The sequence below is a fragment of the Schaalia odontolytica genome (assembly GCF_009730335.1).
Classification (GTDB): Bacteria; Actinomycetota; Actinomycetes; order Actinomycetales; family Actinomycetaceae; genus Pauljensenia; species Pauljensenia dentiphila.
Genome location: NZ_CP046315.1, coordinates 147,260 through 168,299, shown reverse-complemented (window position 1 = coordinate 168,299; position 21,040 = coordinate 147,260). Strand labels below are relative to the sequence as shown.

Here is a 21,040-nt window from a genome sequence, read left to right as displayed (position 1 = left end):
GACATCGTGTACCGCTCGCCTTCCCAGTACTCGCAGGCAGAGGGGGCCGGTGGGGCCGCGCGAGGAGCGCAGGTCACCAGGCCAGCCGCGCGTCGCCGGCGCCCCGCGCCGCCCTCGTATCCGCCCGCCGTGCGCCCGAGCGTGCGTGCGCAAGCCGACCTCGACGAGGAGATCTTCTCGCTATCCGCCTCGACCCGATGCTCACTGTCCATGGGTGCGCGGCGCTCTACGAGGCTCGGGGCCTTCGTGGCTGCCGTGCTGCTCGCCGCGGCCGTTACGCTATGGTGATGGTAGTCATCACCCCAGCGTCGGGCAGTGAAAAGATCAGGCATGAATGAGAGTAAGAGCGGAGCGTCCCCTTCGACGAAGAAGAGTGGAAACTACAAGATTCCGCTCATTCTTGGTGCTATTGGGCTTTTGCTGATGATCAGCCCGTTCTTCTATTCGGCGTATGTCGATGCAACCGTCGGTCGGGGTGGTCCCGATGATGTTTCGGCGGGTTGGGCCTTCGTGTGGGCCTTCTATCGCTTCACTCCGGCCGGCGTCATTGTTCTCGTTATCGCCCTGTTCATGGCGTTCGCGGAGAAGATATCCAACATACCGAGCAGCGACAACTAAGGTTCGTCGCCTGGCTGAGCCTGGCAGCGTGAGGTCGCCCCAGCCTCGTCCCCGGTGCGAGCACCCGTGCCTCCCGTCGGGCACAATGGACCCATGATGACCCCCACTGACCCTGCGCGTTACGCGGGCGCCGACCTGCGCCTGGCCGCCGTCGACATGGATGGCACCCTCCTGGACGACGATAAGAACTTCCCGCCCGGCATGGACGAGCTGCTCGACCAGATGGACGCGCGCGGCGTCACCTTCGCGCCCGCGTCCGGGCGACAGGTGTGGACACTCATCGACATGTTCCCCGGGCGCCCCGGCATGACCGTCATCGGGGAGAACGGTGGGATCGTCATGCGCGACGGTGTCGAGGTCTCCTCCCACCCGGTGGACACCCCCACGGTGCGCGAGGTCATCCGCCTCGTCCGTGAGGCCACCTCGGGGCCGGATGGGATCGACGGCGGCCTGGTCATGTGCGGCAAGCAATTCGCCTACGTCGAGCGCACCTCCGACCGCTTCGTCGACGGTGTTCTGCCCTACTACCACCGCACCAAGCGTGTGGATGATCAGATCGCCATCATCGACGCCATCGAGGCCGGCGAGATTGACGACGCGATCGTCAAGCTCGCTGTCTTCGTCCTCGGCCCGGTTGAGGCGCTCGCGGAGGCCACCCTGGCCAACTTTGCCGATACTCACCAGTACGCGATTTCCGGCGCGAACTGGGCGGACCTGCAGATCCGAGGCGTCGACAAGGGCAGCGCAGTACGCGACCTGCAGCGTTTCCTCGGGGTGGATCGTTCCCAGACCGCCGTCTTCGGCGACGCCGGGAACGACCTGTCCATGATGAGCGAGGGGGACCTGTCCTTCGCGATGGCCAACGCCTCGCAAGACGTCGTCGAGGCCGCGCGCTTCATTGCTCCCTCCAACAACGAGGCAGGGGTCGCCCAGGTGCTGCGCACCCTCCTCGGGTGAGCGCGTCGCGTGACACACAGGAGTAGTGAGACGAGTGCGCCTCACCCTCAGCATTCTGAGCAACAGTCTTCGGGACCATACGCGCCTGCGCACTCCGCGTCCGAGGGCTACCTGGTGGCTCTGCAGGGCTTCGCTCCGGGTCCTGTTCCCGTGACTCAGGGACCCGTGACTTAGGAGGTGAATCGAGTGTCGATCATCTTGGGTGTTGTCGGGTGGGCCCTCATCGGCCTGATGGTACTGGCCATGTGGCTTTCTATCCGAGCCAGCGCATCCGATCCCGACCCGAGTGGCAAGGAAGCGATCGGATTCTTGCCGCTCTTTGCGCTGATGTTTATTGGCCCGGTGAACCTCGCCGGTGGTGTTATCGGGATTGTTGGGGCAGTGGGAAAGCTGACGACGCGGAAGCTCAACTGGCTGGGAATCCTCCTGAACGCGAGCCATACGTCGTCTTCACCGCCTTCATGATCATTCTGATGTTGTTCATGTAGGTCACTGAAGCGTCGGATGGAGATAGTGATGAATGACCACACCGGTCCCGCACCTGTGCCCAACAAGCGAGTGTTGCGAACGATGTGCAGGTTGTCCTTGGCCTGCGCACTCGTGGGACTTGCCGTGATCATCGGGGGTTTCATCGTCCTGTCGACCTCGGTTTTTGACGAGATGAGCGCCGGCGCTAACCTCGTCGTTCCCGGCGACTCTGGGGCGATGAGAGACGACGCGTTTATCCGTTCTGTCCTGCCCGTAGCCAGCGCGGCGGGGATCATTCACCTGGCGGGTGTCATCGCCGGGTTCGTGGGGCGAAAGCACGCCGAGGATCGCGCGGAGCTCGGGCACTGTGCGCTTGGAGTGGGTGTGAATGCATTCTTCCTTGGCTGCGCCGGTATCATCCCCGCCGCGGGTATCGTGAGTAATCCGGGTGATCTTGTTCCCCTCCTCGTTCTGTGTGGTGCTGCGGTCCTGTCCATGTGTGTTTCCCTGTTTGAGCGCTTCTTCAGCAGTGCGGGTGCGACATCGGTGGGGCTGGGGGTCGCAGGCTTGCTGACAATGGGTCAAGCGTTGCTCATCGGTCTGTTTGCGATCCTCAAGGAATTCGCTACGACATCGGAGGATCCGTTCTTGCCTGGCCTCACTGTCATCATTGTCTGCCTCTACGCGGGCGTCCCGGTGGGCATCGCCCAGCTGACGGGCTTGATCAAGGGAATACGGGCGCGTCGGAACGCCGACAGCGCGGCCGAGCGGGTGCTCGCTACGTGGGGAATAGTCCTGAATGTGCCCCTGTGCTGTTGCGTTCTGTTCCTTCCCCTGGTGGTTCTTACCTCAATCTCGTAGAGCGCTCATCCCAGCTCATTCCTCCTCGCGTTAACACCCTCTCTCCATTAATTTCAGTTCTTGAAATACGTTTTGGAGTGAGGGGTTCATGGAAGCTCCCGACAGCACGCGTGAGAACGGTGCGCCCGCCCACGAGCTGCCGGGTGTCAATCGTTTGTCCCTGATGTGCGGCATCTCCACATGGGTGATCGTTGCGATCACCTTTTTCGCCCTCTCCCTCATCTATGACGGCATCCTGTCGTTTATGAACGTCGATCACTCCTGGGACCTCATCTAGTACTTTGTGATTGCGGTGATCGGCGGCTTCGTCGCGACATGCATCGGTTTTTCTGGTTTCGTCGTCGGCCTGTCAGGGGTCACCCAACGCGGGGCTTCCAAAAAACAGAGGTATGCCAGCTTCTGGGGAGTCCTCCTGTGTCTAAGCCTGCTCGCCGCCATCGCCCTCTTCATCTACCTGGTGGACGCGGGGGTCATCGACTGGATCAAAGGGTAGTTATCAGGTCGCAGGTGAAGATGCACATATGCATGCTTGAAAGGACAGATGAATGAGCGACTCCAACGACATTCCCGCGCCGAGCACCCCTTCGGTGCCCACCGTTGCCGATGACGGTACGCGCGCGGCAGCGTCCGCCGGCAGTGCGTCCGTTGCCTCGCGGCCCGTGCGCACGCGAAGCACGTGGACCCTCTCCATGGTGTGCGGCGTCGGCGGCTGGCTTTTAATCGCTGGTACGATCGTCTTGGGCGTTTACAACAGCCTCACGGCCGCGAACGAACATGACGCTGTGCTGCGAGAATACGGTTTCGGCTATGCCATCGTCCTCATGCTTCTCCTGGTCTTCGTCATCAACGTCATCGGTGCCTGGGCGTGGTTGGTAGTCTCGTGACGTGAGGAGGCCTCGAGCCTCGTCGGCCTCGTCATCGAGGGCCTGTTACCGCCATGGGAGGTTCCGACTCCCTCTCGTTTAGGATTGTCGTGGTCGCCCGAATGGGCACGACGGTCAACCTATGAAGGATCAACGATGACGATGCCCAATCCTGTCGGTTCGGGGATGCCCGACTACTCCGGCAGCGTGCCGGGTAATCTGGGCACGGTGCCTGCCTACCCCGGTACCGTGCCAGGAAACCCCTACGCCGACATGCAGCCGGCGCCGGAATTTGCTGCTCCGCCCTGCAAAGCCCTCGGCGTAACCTCCATATGCCTTGGTGTTGTTGGGATCGTCCTCTGCGTTGGCGGGCTGTTCTTTGGAGCCTATATCTCGTTCGACGCGGATGACTCCTTTGAGAGGGCTATGGCTCCGCTCGCCTTCATATTTGGTGCCGTAATGATCTACATCCCGGGCGCGATCATGAACATCGTTGGTCTCATCCTTGGCGCGACTGGGCGCAAGCGGGTGCAGGATCCGCGTGGCTGGAAGGTCTACAAGGTTGGGATTTGGATGAATGTCATCCCGATGATCCTGTTCCTGGCTGCTGTTGTGCTCACCATCCTCTTTGCGATGGCGTACTAATCCATCCGGAATGCCGCTGTTTGATAGCCGCCAACGATTAGAGGAATTTACTGTGACAGCCCCATATTCGAATGGTCCTGGCCCACATGTGTTTCCGGGGCAGGATCCCCAGCAGCTCGCCGTGCCGGGACGCAGCCGAGGACAGGCCCTTGGTGCGGCGTGCCGCGGATTCGGGATCACCGGACTTGTTGTCTTCGCATTGGTTATCTTCGGGACGCTGGTGTACGTGCTGATTCCCAGGGGTGAGCACGGGCTGGACCTGGCTCCGATTGCCTTCATCTTCATAGCCGGATTCTTCTCTATCCCCGTCGTCGTGGTGAACATTATCGGTCTGGTCCTCGGCATCATTGCGCTCCACAAGACGAAGAATCCCACCGAACGCGGCTACGTCGCCCGCGGCCTGCTCATGAACGCTGCACCGCTCACGGTTGTCGGCCTCGTCGTTCTTCTGATCCTCTTGATCTACGGGTTCTTCTACCTCATCTCGCTGTTCTAAAATCGTCTAATCCGACGGCCTCTGCTCCTACACCATCGACCCCCAAGGAACTCCTGTGACAACACCGAATCCCCAGGTCCCCGACCCGAACGATGTGGCGGGGTACAACCCCCAGCAGGTTCCGGCTCCCCCTCAGGTGGAGTATGCGCCGGTGGAAGCCATGCAACCCGACATGCAGCAGAGTTGGGGGCAGATGCCCGTGGGGGCCGAGGTGCAAGCAGGCTTCCCGCAGCTAGGGCCTGGGGTCTACGGACCTACGGTGCCTGCTCGCCGTCGCACGTCATACAAGCTAGCGGTCATTTTGCTCGCAGTTGGCTTGTTACTTGCGGTTTCGCCCTTCCTTGCCGAGGGGCTCATTGGGCTCGTTCCCGGCAATCATGGCGATGGTGGAGACGGCTTGTTATGGCTCGCAGTCATCATGTTGTTCTACCTCACGCCGCTCGGCATCATCCTTATCCTGGTCTCTGGAATCGTGGCAATCGTGGTTGCTCTGATGAACTCATCCTCAAAGAGCTGATCCCGAGAGACGACAGACCCCGCGTCGAACCACCAAACGGCGGTGACGCGGGGTCTTTTCTGTCCTACTTGGCGTGGTAGCGGGGGCTGCTGCCCAGGTGAATTGGTGTGGGGATGTCTGTGTCTTTCAGGATGCTTTCGTCGATGCCACGGTAGGTGTAGGTGGGGTCTCCGGCGATGCGTCGGGGGTCGACGAGGCCGGCGAGGTACTGCTGGGACTCTTCATTTGTGGGGCCCAGGTCGCTGTAGCCCTTGTCCATGAGCGGGTTCTCGTCGGGGTACTGGGACGGATCGGTGTTGACCATGGCTCCGGGGTCTGCTCCGCCGTATCCGATGTACTTGTTCCACCCGCCTTGGTCAGTGCGAGCTGTGTGCGTGAGCAGTTGGAGGAGTTGGTTGCTGGTGGCGTTAGGCCACTTCTGCTTGGCCAGGGCCAGGAAGCCTGCGACCAAGGGCGTGGCGTTGGAGGTGCCTCTCGTGCTGATGTTGGTGTTGTTCTCGTAGTTGTGGGCGAGGATGGGGCCTCCCACGGCCGCAACGGTCACTCCCTTACCCCACGAGGAGTATTCGGCGCGCTTACCAGAGGTGTCGATGGCGCTGACACTGACCACCCCGGACCACTTGCCATAGCTATCAATAGTATTTTCCTCGTTGTCGTTTCCGGCGCCGCTCACCACAATGACGCCCAGGGCGTTGGCGCGGGCGATCGCCCACTTCACCGAGTCGCTCGTGTCTCCACTTGAGGCGGAGATGCTGATGATTTGGGCGCCGTCAGTGATCGCCTGATTGATCAGCCACTCGGGCTCGTCGAGCGTGTTAGCGTGGTGACCGCGGCAATCGGACTCCGCCTTGTCTCCATCCTTGGGGAAGGTCGTGCGGTAGGCAAGGAGTGTTGCGTCGGGGGCGACGCCGTACTCTTTGGAGACCAGGAGCGATGCCATGGCCGTGCCGTGGCTCTTCGAATTGGCACCCGAGGTAACGGTGCACGGTGTTTTGTCGATGATTGTGGCGCCGGCCAGCTCGGGTGCGCTGGTGTCGACCTCGCCGTCGATGAGCGCGATGGTCACGCCCTTGCCCGTGTAGCCCTTGGCCCGCGCCTGATCGAGATGATAGTAGGCAAAGTGAGGCTGGTCGGCTGCTGTGATGGGCTCGGCGGCGTGCGCGGGAGCGGCGGGCAGGGCGATGGCCCCGGCCGCCAGGGCCAGGGTCATCGCGCACGCACCCGCAAAGTGCAGCCGCCGACGGTGACCGGACGCGTGGTTCGTGATCACCATTGGCGAGGATCCCATCCGTCGTCCTTCTGGGAGGCGGGCTTCAGATCCTTGTCCGAGCCGTAGGTCTGCGACATCGGGTTGACGTAGCCCGGGGGCAGCGCATCGTCCTCGTCGTCCTCGAACTTGAAGGCCTCGTACTTGCGCCGGCGCCCCTTCTTGTCGTCCTTGCCGCCACCGGCGCCCGCGCCGGCGCCGGCGCCCATGAAGCCGCCCATGCCGGGCCGCCCGGCCGCGCCCGAACCGCCAGAGGTGCTGCCGGCGCCCGTTTTTCCAGCGGCTCCAGCCGCTCCACCCGCGCCGTTCGTACCCGTCAGGCCGGTTGTCCCGCCCGATGCGCTCGCGCTACCGGGCAAGCCGCTGGCACCAAAACCACCGCCGGCAGCTGAGCCCCCGCGCAGCCCGCCGAGGCCGCCCGCGCCCAGGCCGCCTGAGCCGCCGCGACCCAGCCCGCCGAGCGAAGCGGCACCCAGGCCCGACGCACCGCGCGCGCCCAGGGCTGCGGCGCCGAGGGCACCCGCACCGAGGGCGCCCGCACCCGCCAGGCTCGTACGGCCGGAGGCGTCGAAGCGAGTGGAGGGCCCTCCGTTAATGTTCCACAGAGGATGGTGGCGATCGTTCGGGGGAGCGGGGGTGTATCCGCCGACGGTGCCGTTGGCGTAGCGCTCGCCGCCGATGCGGCTGTGCAGCAGGTCGATGCCCATCAGGTCCTCGGGGTTGGTGATGGGCTTGCTCCGGCTGCCCAGCTCGCCGTCCTTGTTGAACTTGTCGGGAATACGCCCGGACTGGAGCTTGCGCAGCTTCTCGGCGTCCGCGTCCTGCGCGGTCGGATCGTCGAAACCGTTCGGGTAGAGTCCGGAATTGGGGCCGCGCAGGTCCGATCGACCGTAGTCGGTGTCCCTGTTGCCTGGATACACACCAGGATCGTGGCTCGATACGTCTTTGATTCCCTTTTCGAGCTGATCGGCGACGGACGGATTGGAAGGCTGGGGGAGGTCGCCCGGGTCCCAAATCTTGTTGCTATCTTTCAACTCCTCCTGCAGCTCCTTGATGCGGGCGGCATTGTTCGCGAGCCCCTGCATCGAGTCGTTGAGTCGCTGGAGGATGTCCGTCGAGCTGGCTTCTCGCTGGTTGTTGGCCTGGGCCGCGATCGCGTCGTAGACGGCCGCGCCGGTCGATGCAACTGCGTTATATGCCATGCCAACGAGGCCGTACTGCTCCATGACCGGGATCGTCACCTCGGCCACGTCGCGCAGCTTGTCCAACCTGGCGTCAACGAGGACGGGAGAGAGCATCTCGGCCTCCTCGCGCGCGTGCTTCATGACGCGGCGCATCTCGACCTCGACCTGCGATGTTGCGAGATACGAAGCCTTCCAGAGCCTGACGCGTCGTTCCGCGTCCTCAAGCCACTTGTTGATGGCGTCGCCGGTTTGGCCCTGGAATCCCTGATACTCCCGGAAATGCTGGATGCGCTCTTCGGCCTCGCGAATGGCGTCCAAGGTGGAGCTGTGCTTGCTGTCGTAGTCGGACAGGGTCTCATTCGCCTTCGCGTCCTCTACGAAACGCATGAGGCGCTTGTACATGGGGCTGTGAACCACTGGAATATCCTTTCGTGGGTTCAGAACTCGGAGCTACCGGCTGCGTTCGGGTTGGTGTTATCCTGCGACTCCGACGGTGAGGTCTGGGATGTCGAAGCGGATGAACCTGACCCGGCGCCCGCTCCGGATCCGGCGGCCGCGGCGGCGACGGCAGGGTCCTGGGCCATGGCCGCACTTGTCTGCGAGAAATAACCTGCGTTCTGCTCTTCCATCTGTCGGAAGGCTTCCTCGGACTGGTCAACCTTCGTGCCGAAGTCGAGGAAGTGGTTTCGCTCCTCCTTAAAGCCATCACCTAGTAGGAGGTAGGAGTCCTGCAGTGCGCGGCGTGCAGCGTCGACGCCGGCCTCCTCGCCCCACACGGATTCAACCTGGGCGTCGGCCAAGGTGCCGATGCTGTCGGCGGCAGTCATGAGAGACTCCCCGCCTCTCTCCGCGTCCTGACGCGTCTGATCGTGCTTATCTGAGTCGAAGCTGACGTCGCTCACGAAAACCTCCAGGCGAAACAAGCGCAGGCGCGGCCCGCAGACATTAATGAGATGATGCTCATCATATGACCAACCGGCAAGGCTCGCAAAAATGCTCGGTAACTGCGAGCTGCGTTCCGGAAGAAAGTAACCCTTTCAATAAGAGAAGTGTGAAGGCGTCTGCGCGAACGGGCGGGGGCCGCGACGCACTGCGCCGCGGCCCCCGAAGCAAAAACCTCTCAGAAGGTTAAATTCACTCGCCCGCCTCGAAGGTGGCCTTCTCAGCCTCGGTGTTCGGCACGAAAGAATCCGTGTCCAGGTCCGCCCAGTACTCCTCGGCCCACGGATCCTCGATCGGCTGCGAACGCTTCCACAGGATGTAGCCCGCGCCGGCGACGGCACCCACCAGGGCCGTCAGGCCGAAGGCGCGCAGCGCGCGGCACTTACGGCGCTTACGCGTGGGTGTGGTGAGGGCGATAGCCGAAGCCTCGGAAGCGCGGCGAGCGCGCTCCGACAGCGAACCGCGAGCTGACAGCGCGGCGCCCGCCTGGTTGACGGCGAGGGAAGCGCGCGGCAGGTAGTCGTCCACGAGGTGCTCGCGAGCGTTCTCGATCGCCGGGCCGGCTTGCGCAGCGGCAGCCTGCGCACGAGCGGCGGCGTTCTCGATCGCGGGGGTCGCGTGCTCGATCGCGGAATTCAGCGCGGCCTGGGCGCGAGGCGCGGCCCAGTCGACGCCCTGGCCAGCCAGATCGGCAGCCCGCACGGCAACCTTGCCGGCGTAAATGGCAGCGGCGTCGCGAAGCTGCTGAGACGATGCGCGCAGCTTATCTGCATCGAAAGTCGGCGAAGTAACCATGATGTCTCCGATTCTGTCCACAATAAACAGGGGCGCGGACGCGCCACTCACTCCTATTGTGCAACAACGGGCTGTGATCTGCAGCCCACCGGCTCGCGTGAGGTGCGTGACGGACAGGAAACACCCAGGAAAAGATGCGACCATTACAGTCATGAAAGCTATTCTTCACACCTCCGCCGGCGACATCACCGTCGAACTGTTCCCCAACCACGCCCCCAACACGGTCAACAACTTCGTGACCCTGGCCAAGGGCGAGCGCGAATGGGTCGACCCCACGACCGGCCAGAAGACCTCCCGTCCCCTCTATGACGGCACCATCTTCCACCGCGTCATCCCCGGCTTCATGATCCAGGGCGGCGACCCCCTCGGCACCGGCACCGGCGGCCCCGGCTACCAGTTCAACGACGAGATCCACCCCGAGCTGAACTTCAACGACCCCTACCTGCTCGCCATGGCCAACGCCGGCAAGCGCATGGGCAAGGGCACCAACGGCTCCCAGTTCTTCATCACCGTGGCCCCCACCCCGTGGCTGCTCGGCAACCACACCATCTTCGGTAAGGTCGCCGACGAGGAATCCAAGCGCGTCGTTGACACCATCGCCACCACCCCCACGGGCGCCCAGGACCGCCCCGTGACGGAGCAGGTCATCAACTCCATCGAGATCGTCGACTGACTCTCTCCCCTCATCATCGACGAGGCCGGGGCCGCCCCCGCTGCTGCGTGCAGTGACCGGGATGGTACGCCCCGGCCTCGTCCCTTACCCGCCTGCTGAAAGGGAAGCTATGAGCATGCCGAGCTACGGCCAGCGCTCTGACCCGCACGCCGCCCCCGACTGCCCGCGCCACCCGGGTGTGCGCAGCGTCGACTACTGCAAGCGCTGCAACCGGCCAATGTGCGTGGACTGCGCGATCCCCACCGAGGTCCGCTCGATCTGCGTGGACTGCACGTCCTCGAAGAAGCGGTGGATGGGCTCCGCCTCGCGTGCGGCCGCGACCGGCACGCCGGTCGTCACCTACGCGATGATGGCGATCTGCGTCCTCATGTACGTCGTGACCCTGCTGGCGCCCACCACGAAGCTCAGCCTGGCGCTCGTGCCCGCGTGGCTGATGGCGCACCCGTGGACGGTCCTCACCGGCGCGTTCCTGCACGGGGGTATCATGCACATCCTGTTCAACATGCTCTCCCTGTACTGGGTGGGGCGCGCGATCGAACCGGTCCTGGGCCGGTGGCGCTTCCTCACCCTCTACCTGGTGAGCGCGCTGGGCGGCTCGGCCTTTATTCTCGTCTGGTGCCTCATCCAGCCCTCGGAGATCTTCGTGAGCACCGTGGGCGCGTCGGGTGCAGTCTTCGGCCTGTTCGGCGCTGTGTTCGTCCTCCAGCGCCTGGGCGGCTCAGACACGACCGCGATCCTGACGCTGCTCGGCATCAACCTCGTCTACGGCTTTATGGTCAGCGGCATCTCCTGGCAGGGCCACATCGGCGGGGCGATCGCCGGCGTGGGCGCCACGTGGGTCCTGGTGCACATGGCCCGCCCACGTCCGGGCGTCACGCAGGTGCACCAGAACCGGCGCGAAGCGGTCGTCGCACTCGGCATGATCGCCGGCATGCTCGTGCTCAACGCGCTCGCGTTCCGCGTCCTGTACGAGGTCTACGGCGCGTGACGGGTCAACGGCCGACAGGCACATGACATCTAAGGATGACCTAATATAGGAAGGGTCCGGCAAATAGTGCCGGACCCTTCCTCATGCGCCCATAGGAGAGACCATGACCAGCCCCTGGGACCTGTACGACCAGCTCATCGACGAGATCCCCGCCGACATCACCGTCACCCAGATCCTCACCGACGGCAAATGGCGCCGCGTCGCCTCCAGCGAAGACGGCGTCGGCATGGCCTTCGGCATGAACGTCCAGTCGCGCCCGCGCGCCACCGAGGACCCCTCCGACCTCGTCGGCCGCCCCCTGCGTGACATCGCCGCCCTCGCCAAGTCCTGGAACTTCGAGGACGCCGGCATCGGCATGGCAGCTGTCAACTCCTATCACTCTCACCCCGTACGTGCCCTCGCCCACGGATTCCGCCCCTGCAAGGAAAACAACTGGGCGCGCACCTTCCACCCCTACGCGCCCCTCGTCGCCGGCAAGCGCGTTGCCGTCATCGGCCACTTCCCCTTCGCGTCCGCCGCCATGCCCGACGCCGCCGAGCTCAACATCCTCGAACGCAACGTCCTCGAAGGCGACTACCCCGACTCCGCTTGCGAATACCTCCTCCCCGAGATGGACTACGTCTTCATCTCCGGATCCGCATTCGTCAACAAGACGATGCCGCGCCTCCTCGCGCTCGCTTCCGACGCTCACACCGTCGTCCTCGGGCCCTCGACACCCGCGTCCCCCGCGATCCTGCACGCCGGCGCCACCACCGTCATGTCCTTCGCCAGCGCGCACCCCGCGCGCCTTGAAGACGGCCTCGCCGGACGCTCCCTCCTTGGCATGTACGACGCCGGCATGAGGGTTGAGCTCTGCAGGCCGTAACCCGAGGACGAGGCCGTGACCCGGAAGTCAGCCACGGCCTCATCGATAGAAATAGTGGGGCGTCCCGGCCACTGCCGGAACGCCCCACACTCACACTCACTGGAGACGGCAGGCTCGCGTCCGCCGCGCCCCCGTCAACGCCAACGCAGCGTCATCAGGAAGCCGACCATCATCGTGCCCAGACCCACCGCGATGTTCCACGCGCCCAGCTTCGGAACCGGGTAGGTGCCCGACGAAATGTAGTAGACAACAACCCACAGCAGGCCCAGAATCATCAGGGCCACAAACGTGGGCGCCCACCAGGCGGGGCTAAGCGGAATGCCGTCAGTCCAGTTCTGGATGTCAGTATCATCCTCAACCTCGTGCCCATTCTTCTTACGCTTCTTGGATTCGGCCACGTCGGGTCCTCTCTGCTGGCCCGCGCGGGAAGAAAACCGCCCGGCGGTGATGAATTAGTCGCAACACTAGCGTAGTCTCGGACGTGGAAAGTGCCAAAGCGCAGCGCCACATAAGGGGGAAAGATGCACGCACGCAGCGTCCGCCACATCGCCGGCGTGCTCGCCGTGACCGTCGCCTCCGGCCTCCTCTTCTCCGTCTCCGCGCTCAACGAACGCAAAAACCCCGCGGGAACCTCCGACCTGTCCACCCTCGTGCGCAACCGCCAGGAACAGGTCAAAGCCCTCGAAAACGAAGTCTCCTCACTCGATATGCAGATCCAGAGCTACACCTCCGTCGCCCCCCAATCCGGCGACGAGGACGTCTTCACCGCTCGCTCCACCCAAACCGTCACCGGCCCCGGCGTCCAAATCACCCTCAGCGACGCGCCCCCCGGAGAGATTCCCGAAGGCGCAACCCCCAACGACCTCGTCATCCACCAGCAAGACATCGAAGACGCAATGAACGCGCTGTGGAGCGGAGGCGCCGAAGCCATGACCGTCCAGGGCGTGCGCATCACCTCGCGCACCGTCATCCGCTGCATCGGCAACGTCATCCTCGTGGACGGAACCAGCTTCTCCCCGCCCTATGTGATCCAAGCAATCGGTGATCCTGCCACCCTGCGCGCGACGGTTACTGCAAACCCACGTATGGTGAATTATCAGGCCTACGTGACAAAGTATGGCCTCGGGTGGGACATGCAGACCAAAGACTCCCTGAGCTTCGCGCCCGCAACTACCCCCCTGACCGTCAACTACGCAACCGTGGAGGAATCGAATGGGTGAACACGTCGCCCCGACCACGCCGGCTAAGAAAAAGCGCTCCAACATCTTCTGGAACATCGTCGGTGTCGTCGGTGAACTGCTCATCACCTTCGCCATCATCGTCGGCCTCTTCTCCGTCTGGCAGCTCTACTGGACGACCTACGAGGTCGCCGGACAGGTCTCCCAGACCATCGCCTCGTACGAAGAAGAGCATCAGCCCTCCAAGCGCGCCCTCGGTGAAGTGCGCACCGATGATCCGCCCGCCTTCGACCGCGAAGTCGGCGACGGCGAGGTCTACGGCCTCGTCCACGTGCCCACCTGGGACTGGATGAAGATCCCCCTCGCCGAAGGCATCACCTCCTACGTCCTCGACCAGGGATGGGCCGGCCACTACGACATGACCACCCAGCCTGGCGGAGTCGGCAACTTCTCCATCGCCGGTCACCGCCGCACCTACGGCAACAACTTCCGCTGGATCGACCGCCTCACTCAGGGCGACAAGGTCGTCGTGGAAGTCGACGACCACTACCTCGTCTACTCCATGGTCTCCTCCGAGATCATCGACGCGACCGACCCCACGCAGATGCGTGTCGTCGCCCCCGTCATCGACGACGTCTCCTGGTCCGAAACCCCCACCGAGCGTTGGATGACCATGACCACCTGCCACCCCGAATACGGCAACTGGCAGCGCTACATCGTCCACCTCAAGTTCGAATCCTGGACCCCCAAGGACACGGGCGTCCCCGCCGAACTCGTCGACGAACCCACGAACTGAAGGACCCCACATGTACGCATGGATCTTCCGCCACCTGCCCGGCCCCACCTGGTTCAAAGTCATTGAATCCCTGGCCCTCATCGGCGCGGCCGTCGCCGCCCTGTTCACCTGGGTCTACCCCTGGGTCCAGTCCTACCTGGAACTGGGACAGTCCTCCGTCGGCGGCGCCTGAGTCGCTCGCTTGAGGATGGGACGAGGTCGGGGCACCCCGGCCTCGTGTCGTATCCACGGACGTCGGTTGGGTGCCGCCGTACGCGACTGCGCGCCCGGAGAGCGGACAGCGCCCGCGCGCCCACTAGGGGAGCGCCCTACGATGGATGCCGGAGAAGAGGCCACGGCCTCGTACATGAAAGGACCCGCGATGGCACGAATCCTCTGCGTCGACAACTACGACTCGTTCGTCTTCACGATCGTGGGCTACCTGCGCCACCTGGGTGCGACCGTCGACGTCGTGCGTAACGACGTCGTGGATCCCGCGTGGTTCGAGGCCGGCTACGACGGCGTCCTCATATCCCCCGGACCCGGCGACCCCAAGAGTGCCGGCGCGTCCCTGCAGACCATCGCCGACTGCGCCGAGCATGGCATCCCGATGCTGGGCGTGTGCCTGGGGCACCAGTCCCTCGGCGAGCTTTTCGGCGCGACCGTCGGGCACGCGCCCGAGCTCATGCACGGCAAAACCTCCGTCATCACGCATGACGGGTGCGGCGTCTTCGAGGGCGTGCCCTCGCCGCTGACCGTCACCCGCTACCACTCGCTGACGATCGACCCCGCGACCATGCCCGATGAGCTCGAGGTCTCCGCGACCACCGAGTCCGGCATCATCATGGGCGTGCGTCACCGCTCCCTGCCCCTCGAGGGCGTCCAGTTCCACCCCGAGTCTGTCATGACCCAGTCCGGGCATCTCATGTTCGCCAACTGGCTGGCCGCCTGCGGCGACGCCGACGCGCGCGAGCGGGCAGTGTCCCTGAAGCCCGTCGTCGCGGAGCGTTTCAAGCTGTAGGTTCCGCGGGGGCCATTGAGCGTCGCTGCCTGTACTGGATAGGACGTTCTGTTCTGGATAGGAACTGCTCTTCTGGATAGGTTATTTTCCTATCCAGAACGCCGTAACCTATCCAGATCGTCGTTTCCTATCCAGTTCTCAGGGCGCCGCAGCACAGCACCTGCCAACAGAGCTGGTTATCTGGCGGCCGTGCGTCGTGGAGGAAACGGTTCCACCGTGAAGAGGCGGGCGCACCGGTCCCTGGTATCCGTGCGTTGTCGAGGCCGCCCGCGCACTCCCGCGCGAACGCCCGCGCCCCCGCGCATACGCTGAGGCCCGCGCCGGAGGATCTCTCCTCGCAGGCGCGGGCCTCACTGACCAACGGGATGGTCGTGACACGGCGTCACCGCGACGCGATACAACCGATACGCGGGTCAGGTGCTCACTTTGGCGTGTTGGTGTTGCCGTTGTTATTGCCGCCGTTGTTTCCTTTCTGGCTGCCCTTCGATACCTTCAGCTTCACGGTCGAATTCTTCTCCACCTTCGAACCCTCGCCGGGCTCGACGGAGAGGACCTGGCCGGCGGGCTGGTTGCCTGCGACCTCTTCGATGGTGACGGTCAGGCCCAGGGCCTTGAGCTGCGCCTCGGCGTCCTCACGGCCCATGCCCACGACGGTGGGAATCTCCACCTGCGCGGCCTTGCCGCTCGAGATGGACACGCCAATGGCGGTGCCCTTCTTGACCTTCGTGCCGGTCGCGGGATCCTGCTCGACGATGCGGTCCTTCTCCTTCTCGGAGTCAACGCTCGTCACGTTGCCCAACTCCAGGCCGACGCCCTTGAGGGTGCTGCGCGCCTGATCCTGGGTCATGCCCGACAGGTCGGGCACGTCCACCTGATCCGAGCCGGAGGACAGGTAGGCGCGGATCGTCTGGCCTGCCTTCACCTTGGAGCCGGGGGAGGGGTTGGTCTGCGCGACCTTGCCCTCGGGAACGGTGTCGGAGGCGACCTTGCTGGAGTCGAGCTCCCACTTCAGGCCAAGGGCCTCGATCGCCTTACGGGCGTCGTCGGGGCTCATGCCAACCAGGTTGTCCGGCAGAGTCACCGAATCGGGGCCGGAGGAGATGGTGACGCGAACGGTCGCGCCCTTCTCGGCCTGCGTGCCCGCAGCGGGGTCGGTGGAGGCCACGGAGCCCTCAGCGACGGTGTCGGAGGCGACCTTGTCGGGGTTGAGCTCCCACGTGAAGCCAGCCTGCTCGATCTGGGTCTTCGCTTCGGCCTGGGTCAGGCCGACGACGTTGGGAACCGCGATCGACTTGGGCTCGGCGGCGCCGCGCGTGAGGGCCCACACCGAGCCGCCAATCAGCAGCAGGGCGATGAGCAACACGGTCGCGATGATCGCCGTGCGGCGCTTGCGGGCCTTGGCTGCCTCGTTCGCAGTGTCCTCGGTGGCAACAGCGGGCAGCGACGTGGAGGTCGCGGCCATCACCGCGGCGGGCGCGTGGCTGGGGACCGCGGCCATCGGCGTGGTCGCGGCGGTGCGTGCGGACGCCATGCCGGCGGCGGGCAGGACCTCGGTCGCCCATGAGTCGGTGGGCGGCGCGCCCACGTCGAGGCCTCGGGCCACGCGCTGCAGGTCCGCGAGCATTGCTGCGGCGCTCGGGTAGCGGTCCTCGCGGTTCTTCGCCAGGGACTTCAGCACCACGCGGTCGAGCGAGTCCGGGATGTCGGACAGTATCGACGAGGGCGTGGGCGGGATCTGCTCGACGTGCTGGTAGGCGACGGCGACGGCCGAGTCACCCTTGAAGGGCGGGCGGCCCGTCAGCAGCTCGAAGAGGACGACGCCGGTCGAGTACAGGTCGGAGCGAGCATCAACGGTCTCGCCGCGAGCCTGCTCGGGGGAGAGGTACTGGGCGGTGCCGACGACGGCGTTCGTCTGCGTCATCGTGGCCTGCGAGTCCGTCAGGGCGCGCGCGATGCCAAAGTCCATGACCTTGACCTTGCCGTCCGACGTCAGCATGATGTTGCCGGGCTTGATGTCGCGGTGCACGAGGTGGTTCGCGTGCGAGTACTGGAGGGCGGACAGGACGCCTGACACGATCTCGATTGCCTCGTTGATCGGAACGGCCGTGCCGTCGGAGATCAGGTCCTTGACCGTGTGCCCCTCGACGTACTCCATGACGATGTAGGGCACCGCGATCGAGCGGCCGGTCGCATCCTCGATGATCTCCTCGCCCGTGTCGTACACGGCGACGATGTTCGGGTGATTCAGCGACGCCGCCGACTGCGCTTCGCGGCGGAAGCGCGCCTGGAAAATCGAGTCCTGCGCCAGATCGCGGCGCAGCATCTTGATTGCTACGACGCGCGACAGGCGAGTGTCGAAGCCCAGGTGGACTTCGGCCATTCCGCCTCGCCCGATGAGCGAGCGGACCTCGTATCGGCCAGCTAGACGGTGGGCCATGGGCTCTGCCATGTCCTAACCTCCTCGATAATGTGTGCTCCCGCACTTGGTTGCATCAGGGAGCCAAGCATGTGTTTGATCGTAATAGCTGCAAGCGCGATGAGCGCAATCACGATGATTGCGATGATGACTGCGCGAATAATCTGCCTGGATGCTGGGACGGGTGGTGCGACGACGCTGCGCGAGTACGCGGTCTTGGCCGCCGGACGGATACGTTGCGCGCTGCGAGCGTCGAGCTCGTGCCAGCGCGGCCCGCGCTTCGCCTTCTCGTGCTGCGGCTCGTAGACCGAGCGTCGCTGGTGCTTTGAGGGCGTGGCTGCGCGAGGCTGGGGAACGGTCCCGTACACGCGCGGCGACGAGGCCGTGGCCGCCTTGTCGCGGCGAGGCGACTCGGAGCGGGCGGGCTGAGGAATGCGCGGGGTTGCCTGACGCTTGGCTTCTTCGGCCTCGCGGCGTTCGCGGGCCTCGCGGCGTTCGCGGGCTTCTTGAAGCTCGCGCTGGCGCCGTTCTTCCTCGCGGGCGACGGCTGCGCGGCGCTGTTCCTCGGCTGCGTCTTCGGCCTGGCGGGCCGCCACGCGTTGGCGCAGTCGCTCGGCGAGGGCGGCGCGTCGATCCTGCGGCTCGGACGGCAGTGGGGTCTTCGGTGCGGCGGCCTGCGCGGGCACAGGAGCAGCGGGTGCAGGAGCCGGGTGCGTGGGGGCTGTCTTGGCTGTGGATCGCGTCGGGATCGGGGCCGACACAGGTGCCGGCGGATTCGCTGAGGGGGCCGGGACGGCTGCGTGGCGACCGGTCGAGGTCAGCGACCGGACGGCACCCGACACCGCGGGCGGCTGCTCGCCGGTTGTCTCGGGGTGCAGGCGACGAACCCGGGTAGGAGCGGACACGGGGCGAGAGACCGGGGGAACCTCGGCCTCGTCGAGGATACGCGGGACGGCGGCGTGGTGACCCGTGATCGGGATCGGGGCCGAGGAGGGGGCGATCGTCGTCGCTTCGTCGAGGACGGGCAGCTTGGCGTGGCGGCCCGTCGTCGCACGCACCTTCGGAGTGAGTCCCGAGGGGGGCTGCAGCATCTCGTCGGGCAGCGTGCGGCGTGTCAGGTGACGCACGGGCGCGACGATCGGCACCGACGGCTGGACGGGCGTGCGCACCTCTTCGGGGCGCTGCGCGGCCTTCGGCAGGGGCAGCGGGCGAGGGGTTACGGACACGCCCATCGCTTTGGCGGCGCTCGCGATTTCGCGCACGGCTGCGGACCCGGACTCGGGGCGCTTCGCGGGGTCCTTCTCCAGCAGGTGCAAGATGACGTCGGCCAGGGGCTCGGGCACGAAGTCCGGCAGCGGCGGAACGGGATCGTTGACGTGCGCGAAGGCGATGTCCACCTGGGTCTCGCCGGTGAACGGGCGTCGACCGGCTGCGGCCTCGTAGGCGATGACACCCAGGGCGTAGAGGTCACCGATGGGGGTGGCGACCTCACCCATGGCCTGCTCGGGCGGCAGGTACTGGGCGGTACCCATAACCATGCCCGCGGCGGTCAGGTTGACCTGCCCCTTCGCACGAGAGATGCCGAAGTCTGTCAGCTTCACCATGCCATCAGTGCGAACAATGATGTTCGCGGGCTTGATGTCGCGGTGTACGACGCCCGCGCGCGCGGCAGCGCCCAGCGCCATCGCGACCTGCACGAGGATCGGCAAGAGGTACTCGGGCTCAATGCGGGAGCCGCCGCGCAGGTAATCCGTCAGCGGATGGCCGTCGACGAGCTCCATGATGATCCAGCCGATGCCGTCTTCCTCGCCCGAATCCTGAGTGTTGGCGATATTCGGGTGCGAGATCGACATCGAGTTACGGGCCTCGAGGCGCAGGCGCGAGAGCGAGAGCTCCTCGCCCGTCAGCTCGGGGCGCAGGACCTTCGCGGCGACGATGTGGCCGCTGACGCGGTCGCGGGCTTTCCACACCTCGCCCATGCCGCCCTGGGCGATCGGGGTGAGGAGCGTGTAGCGCCCTCCGAGCACTCGCCCGGCACCGGAAGTCATGCGTGGCGTACTCACTGCAGCCCCGCTTCCAGGAGGGCGCGGGCGATCGGGCCGGCCACGTCTCCGCCGTGGGGCGTGGGATCGTTGTCATCGCCCTCGACAAGGACGGCGAAAGCGATGCGTGGGCTGTCCGCCGGGGCAAAACCGACGGCCCAGGCGTTCGCGCGGTCGCCGTTGCCGGTCTCTGCGGTGCCGGTCTTCGCGGCCACCGCAATGTTCGGCAGGGCCATCGTCGTGCCGGTGCCGTAGGGCTGGGAGACCACGGATTCCATCATGGCGCGCAGCTTCGAGGCCGTCTCCGACGAGATTGGTTTACCGGCGTCGGTCGGGCTGTTCGTGCGCACGACCTGGTTGTCGGCGTCCACGATCGAGTCGATGAGGTAGGGGGTCATCATCTGGCCGTCGTTCGCGATGGCCTGGGCGACCTGCGCCATCTGCAGAGGCGTCGTCTGAACCGTGTACTGGCCGATCGAGCTCATCGCGAGCTGCGCGGCGTCCGCGTCGGCGGGGAACACGGAGGGCGTTACCGTCAGCGGAATCTGAGACTCACGGCCAAAGCCGAAGCGGTTCGTCACGTCGAGGAGCTGCTGGTTTGTCAGCTGCTCGGAAGCCAGCACGAAGGTCGTGTTGCATGAGCGCGCGAAGGCCTCGGTCAGCGTCGGTTCGCCGTCGCCGCAGGTGGAGGACTCGATGTTGGAGACCTCGGTCGCCGTGCCCGGCAGGGTCGTCGACACGGGCGAGGGCATGTGCATATCCGGGTCGGCGAGGCCGTTTTCGATAAGGGCGATCGTCGTGAGGATCTTGAACGTCGAGCCGGGGGCGTAGCGCTCGGAGATCGCGCGGTTGAGCAGGGGATTGTTTGGGTCCGAGGAGAGCGCGGAGAACGCGTCGGACACCGCGTTGGCGTCGGAGGAAGCCAGCTGGTTCGGGTCGAAGGTCGGCGACGAGTACATCGCCAGGACCGCGCCGGTGCGCGCATCGAGGGCCACGACGGCACCCTTTCGGTTACCGAGGGCCTCGGCCGCAGCCTTCTGCATCTGAGAGTTCAGGGTGAGGGAGACGCCGCCGCCCTGACGATTCTGGCCCGTCAGGAGGTTGCGTAGGCGCTGTCCGAGGAGGGTCTGGGACTGGCCGTCCAGGACGTCCTCCTCGGCGGCCTCAATGCCCGTCGACGCGTTGCCCACCGACGAGAAGTAGCCCGTGACCGGCGCGTATAGCGGCCCCTCGGAGTATGTGCGCACGTAGCGCTTCGAGTCTTCCTCGCGCTGCGAGGAAGCGACCGCCGTCTTGTCGACGATGATTGGGCCGCGGTCGGTTTCGGCCGCGTGCAGGATCGTGCGCTGGTTGCGAGCGTCGGCGTTGAGTGAGGACGCGGAAATGAACTGCGTGTTCGTGATGCCCACGCCCAGCAGGGCGAACATCAGGAGAACGATGATGAAGATCTTGCGGATCTGGTTATTCAC

The 21,040-nt window shown here is 65.2% G+C and carries 26 protein-coding genes; 18 read left to right on the top strand and 8 right to left on the bottom strand.

The window, feature by feature from the left end:
- Window positions 1-6 precede the first annotated feature (6 nt).
- The 11 genes from FOC40_RS00780 to FOC40_RS00730 all read left to right on the top strand — a co-directional run bounded on the left by FOC40_RS00780 (window position 7) and on the right by FOC40_RS00730 (window position 5,425).
- On the top strand, window positions 7-288 hold the full coding sequence (locus FOC40_RS00780) for a hypothetical protein (protein ID WP_003797023.1): 282 nt from the start codon (window positions 7-9) through the stop codon (window positions 286-288).
- 42 nt (window positions 289-330) lie between these two features.
- Window positions 331-618 (top strand): hypothetical protein, encoded by a 288-nt coding sequence (locus FOC40_RS00775; protein WP_003791561.1) that lies wholly within the window; start codon window positions 331-333, stop codon window positions 616-618.
- 93 nt (window positions 619-711) lie between these two features.
- Window positions 712-1,575, top strand: a complete 864-nt coding sequence (locus FOC40_RS00770) for an HAD-IIB family hydrolase (protein WP_003797021.1) — start codon at window positions 712-714, stop codon at window positions 1,573-1,575.
- 186 nt (window positions 1,576-1,761) lie between these two features.
- Window positions 1,762-2,040, top strand: a complete 279-nt coding sequence (locus tag FOC40_RS00765) for a hypothetical protein (protein ID WP_003797019.1) — start codon at window positions 1,762-1,764, stop codon at window positions 2,038-2,040.
- A 147-nt stretch (window positions 2,041-2,187) separates the two neighbouring features.
- Entirely contained in the window at window positions 2,188-2,904 is a 717-nt protein-coding gene (locus FOC40_RS00760; RefSeq protein WP_231126032.1) for a hypothetical protein, read from the top strand.
- A gap of 88 nt (window positions 2,905-2,992) precedes the next feature.
- The gene (locus FOC40_RS00755; RefSeq protein WP_003797016.1) at window positions 2,993-3,181 is read left to right on the top strand and encodes a hypothetical protein; all 189 of its coding nucleotides are present in this window, start codon (window positions 2,993-2,995) and stop codon (window positions 3,179-3,181) included.
- Between the two features lie 6 nt (window positions 3,182-3,187).
- Window positions 3,188-3,397 carry a hypothetical protein gene (locus tag FOC40_RS00750; RefSeq protein ID WP_003797012.1) on the top strand — a complete coding sequence of 70 codons (210 nt, stop codon included), beginning with the start codon at window positions 3,188-3,190 and terminating at the stop codon, window positions 3,395-3,397.
- A 52-nt stretch (window positions 3,398-3,449) separates the two neighbouring features.
- The gene (locus FOC40_RS00745; protein WP_003797010.1) at window positions 3,450-3,788 is read left to right on the top strand and encodes a hypothetical protein; all 339 of its coding nucleotides are present in this window, start codon (window positions 3,450-3,452) and stop codon (window positions 3,786-3,788) included.
- Window positions 3,789-3,923: 135 nt separating this feature from the next.
- Window positions 3,924-4,412 (top strand): hypothetical protein, encoded by a 489-nt coding sequence (locus FOC40_RS00740; protein WP_003797009.1) that lies wholly within the window; start codon window positions 3,924-3,926, stop codon window positions 4,410-4,412.
- A gap of 226 nt (window positions 4,413-4,638) precedes the next feature.
- Window positions 4,639-4,908, top strand: coding sequence for an inner-membrane translocator (locus tag FOC40_RS00735; protein WP_231126031.1), 270 nt, complete (start codon window positions 4,639-4,641; stop codon window positions 4,906-4,908).
- Window positions 4,909-4,963: 55 nt separating this feature from the next.
- Window positions 4,964-5,425 carry an iron transporter gene (locus FOC40_RS00730; RefSeq protein ID WP_231126030.1) on the top strand — a complete coding sequence of 154 codons (462 nt, stop codon included), beginning with the start codon at window positions 4,964-4,966 and terminating at the stop codon, window positions 5,423-5,425.
- A gap of 64 nt (window positions 5,426-5,489) precedes the next feature.
- On the opposite strand, the gene FOC40_RS00725 is transcribed toward FOC40_RS00730, so the two are convergent.
- The 4 genes from FOC40_RS00725 to FOC40_RS00710 all read right to left on the bottom strand — a co-directional run bounded on the left by FOC40_RS00725 (window position 5,490) and on the right by FOC40_RS00710 (window position 9,613).
- Window positions 5,490-6,698 carry a S8 family peptidase gene (locus FOC40_RS00725; protein WP_003797001.1) on the bottom strand — a complete coding sequence of 403 codons (1,209 nt, stop codon included), beginning with the start codon at window positions 6,696-6,698 and terminating at the stop codon, window positions 5,490-5,492.
- Complete coding sequence (locus tag FOC40_RS00720; RefSeq protein WP_155844087.1) at window positions 6,692-8,293, bottom strand: hypothetical protein; 1,602 nt, start codon at window positions 8,291-8,293, stop codon at window positions 6,692-6,694. Before FOC40_RS00720 ends, FOC40_RS00725 begins: the two co-directional genes overlap by 7 nt.
- A 20-nt stretch (window positions 8,294-8,313) precedes the next feature.
- On the bottom strand, window positions 8,314-8,778 hold the full coding sequence (locus FOC40_RS00715) for a hypothetical protein (protein ID WP_231126029.1): 465 nt from the start codon (window positions 8,776-8,778) through the stop codon (window positions 8,314-8,316).
- Between the two features lie 232 nt (window positions 8,779-9,010).
- Window positions 9,011-9,613: a hypothetical protein gene (locus FOC40_RS00710; RefSeq protein ID WP_196773354.1), complete on the bottom strand. Its 603-nt coding sequence runs from the start codon at window positions 9,611-9,613 to the stop codon at window positions 9,011-9,013.
- 151 nt (window positions 9,614-9,764) lie between these two features.
- Between FOC40_RS00710 and FOC40_RS00705 the strand changes: the two genes are divergently transcribed.
- The 3 genes from FOC40_RS00705 (at window position 9,765) to FOC40_RS00695 (ending at window position 12,139) form a co-directional block, all read left to right on the top strand.
- Window positions 9,765-10,286 (top strand): peptidylprolyl isomerase, encoded by a 522-nt coding sequence (locus tag FOC40_RS00705; RefSeq protein WP_003796993.1) that lies wholly within the window; start codon window positions 9,765-9,767, stop codon window positions 10,284-10,286.
- A gap of 109 nt (window positions 10,287-10,395) precedes the next feature.
- A complete protein-coding gene (locus FOC40_RS00700; RefSeq protein WP_003796991.1) occupies window positions 10,396-11,274 on the top strand; it encodes a rhomboid family intramembrane serine protease in 879 nt (292 codons plus the stop codon).
- Window positions 11,275-11,377: 103 nt separating this feature from the next.
- Window positions 11,378-12,139, top strand: coding sequence for a Rossmann-like domain-containing protein (locus FOC40_RS00695; RefSeq protein WP_003796989.1), 762 nt, complete (start codon window positions 11,378-11,380; stop codon window positions 12,137-12,139).
- A gap of 134 nt (window positions 12,140-12,273) precedes the next feature.
- On the opposite strand, the gene FOC40_RS00690 is transcribed toward FOC40_RS00695, so the two are convergent.
- A complete protein-coding gene (locus tag FOC40_RS00690; RefSeq protein WP_003791600.1) occupies window positions 12,274-12,537 on the bottom strand; it encodes a cell division protein CrgA in 264 nt (87 codons plus the stop codon).
- A 123-nt stretch (window positions 12,538-12,660) separates the two neighbouring features.
- On the opposite strand from FOC40_RS00690, the gene FOC40_RS00685 reads away from it, so the two are divergent.
- The 4 genes from FOC40_RS00685 to FOC40_RS00675 all read left to right on the top strand — a co-directional run bounded on the left by FOC40_RS00685 (window position 12,661) and on the right by FOC40_RS00675 (window position 15,113).
- Window positions 12,661-13,359, top strand: coding sequence for a DUF881 domain-containing protein (locus FOC40_RS00685; RefSeq protein ID WP_003796986.1), 699 nt, complete (start codon window positions 12,661-12,663; stop codon window positions 13,357-13,359).
- Window positions 13,352-14,113, top strand: a complete 762-nt coding sequence (locus FOC40_RS00680; protein WP_003796985.1) for a class E sortase — start codon at window positions 13,352-13,354, stop codon at window positions 14,111-14,113. The genes FOC40_RS00685 and FOC40_RS00680 overlap by 8 nt, the downstream gene beginning before the upstream one ends.
- Before the next feature lie 10 nt (window positions 14,114-14,123).
- Window positions 14,124-14,285, top strand: a complete 162-nt coding sequence (locus FOC40_RS10530) for a hypothetical protein (RefSeq protein WP_003791609.1) — start codon at window positions 14,124-14,126, stop codon at window positions 14,283-14,285.
- 141 nt (window positions 14,286-14,426) lie between these two features.
- The gene (locus FOC40_RS00675; protein WP_003796982.1) at window positions 14,427-15,113 is read left to right on the top strand and encodes a glutamine amidotransferase-related protein; all 687 of its coding nucleotides are present in this window, start codon (window positions 14,427-14,429) and stop codon (window positions 15,111-15,113) included.
- A gap of 421 nt (window positions 15,114-15,534) precedes the next feature.
- Here FOC40_RS00675 and pknB read toward each other — a convergent pair whose 3' ends face one another.
- From pknB to FOC40_RS00660, 3 genes are read right to left on the bottom strand one after another with little or no spacing between them, the layout of a single operon-like run.
- The gene (pknB, locus tag FOC40_RS00670; protein WP_155844086.1) at window positions 15,535-17,562 is read right to left on the bottom strand and encodes a Stk1 family PASTA domain-containing Ser/Thr kinase; all 2,028 of its coding nucleotides are present in this window, start codon (window positions 17,560-17,562) and stop codon (window positions 15,535-15,537) included.
- Window positions 17,535-19,577: a serine/threonine-protein kinase gene (locus FOC40_RS00665; RefSeq protein ID WP_003796975.1), complete on the bottom strand. Its 2,043-nt coding sequence runs from the start codon at window positions 19,575-19,577 to the stop codon at window positions 17,535-17,537. The genes pknB and FOC40_RS00665 overlap by 28 nt, the downstream gene beginning before the upstream one ends.
- 11 nt (window positions 19,578-19,588) lie before the next feature.
- Window positions 19,589-21,040, bottom strand: coding sequence for a peptidoglycan D,D-transpeptidase FtsI family protein (locus FOC40_RS00660; RefSeq protein WP_003796973.1), 1,452 nt, complete (start codon window positions 21,038-21,040; stop codon window positions 19,589-19,591).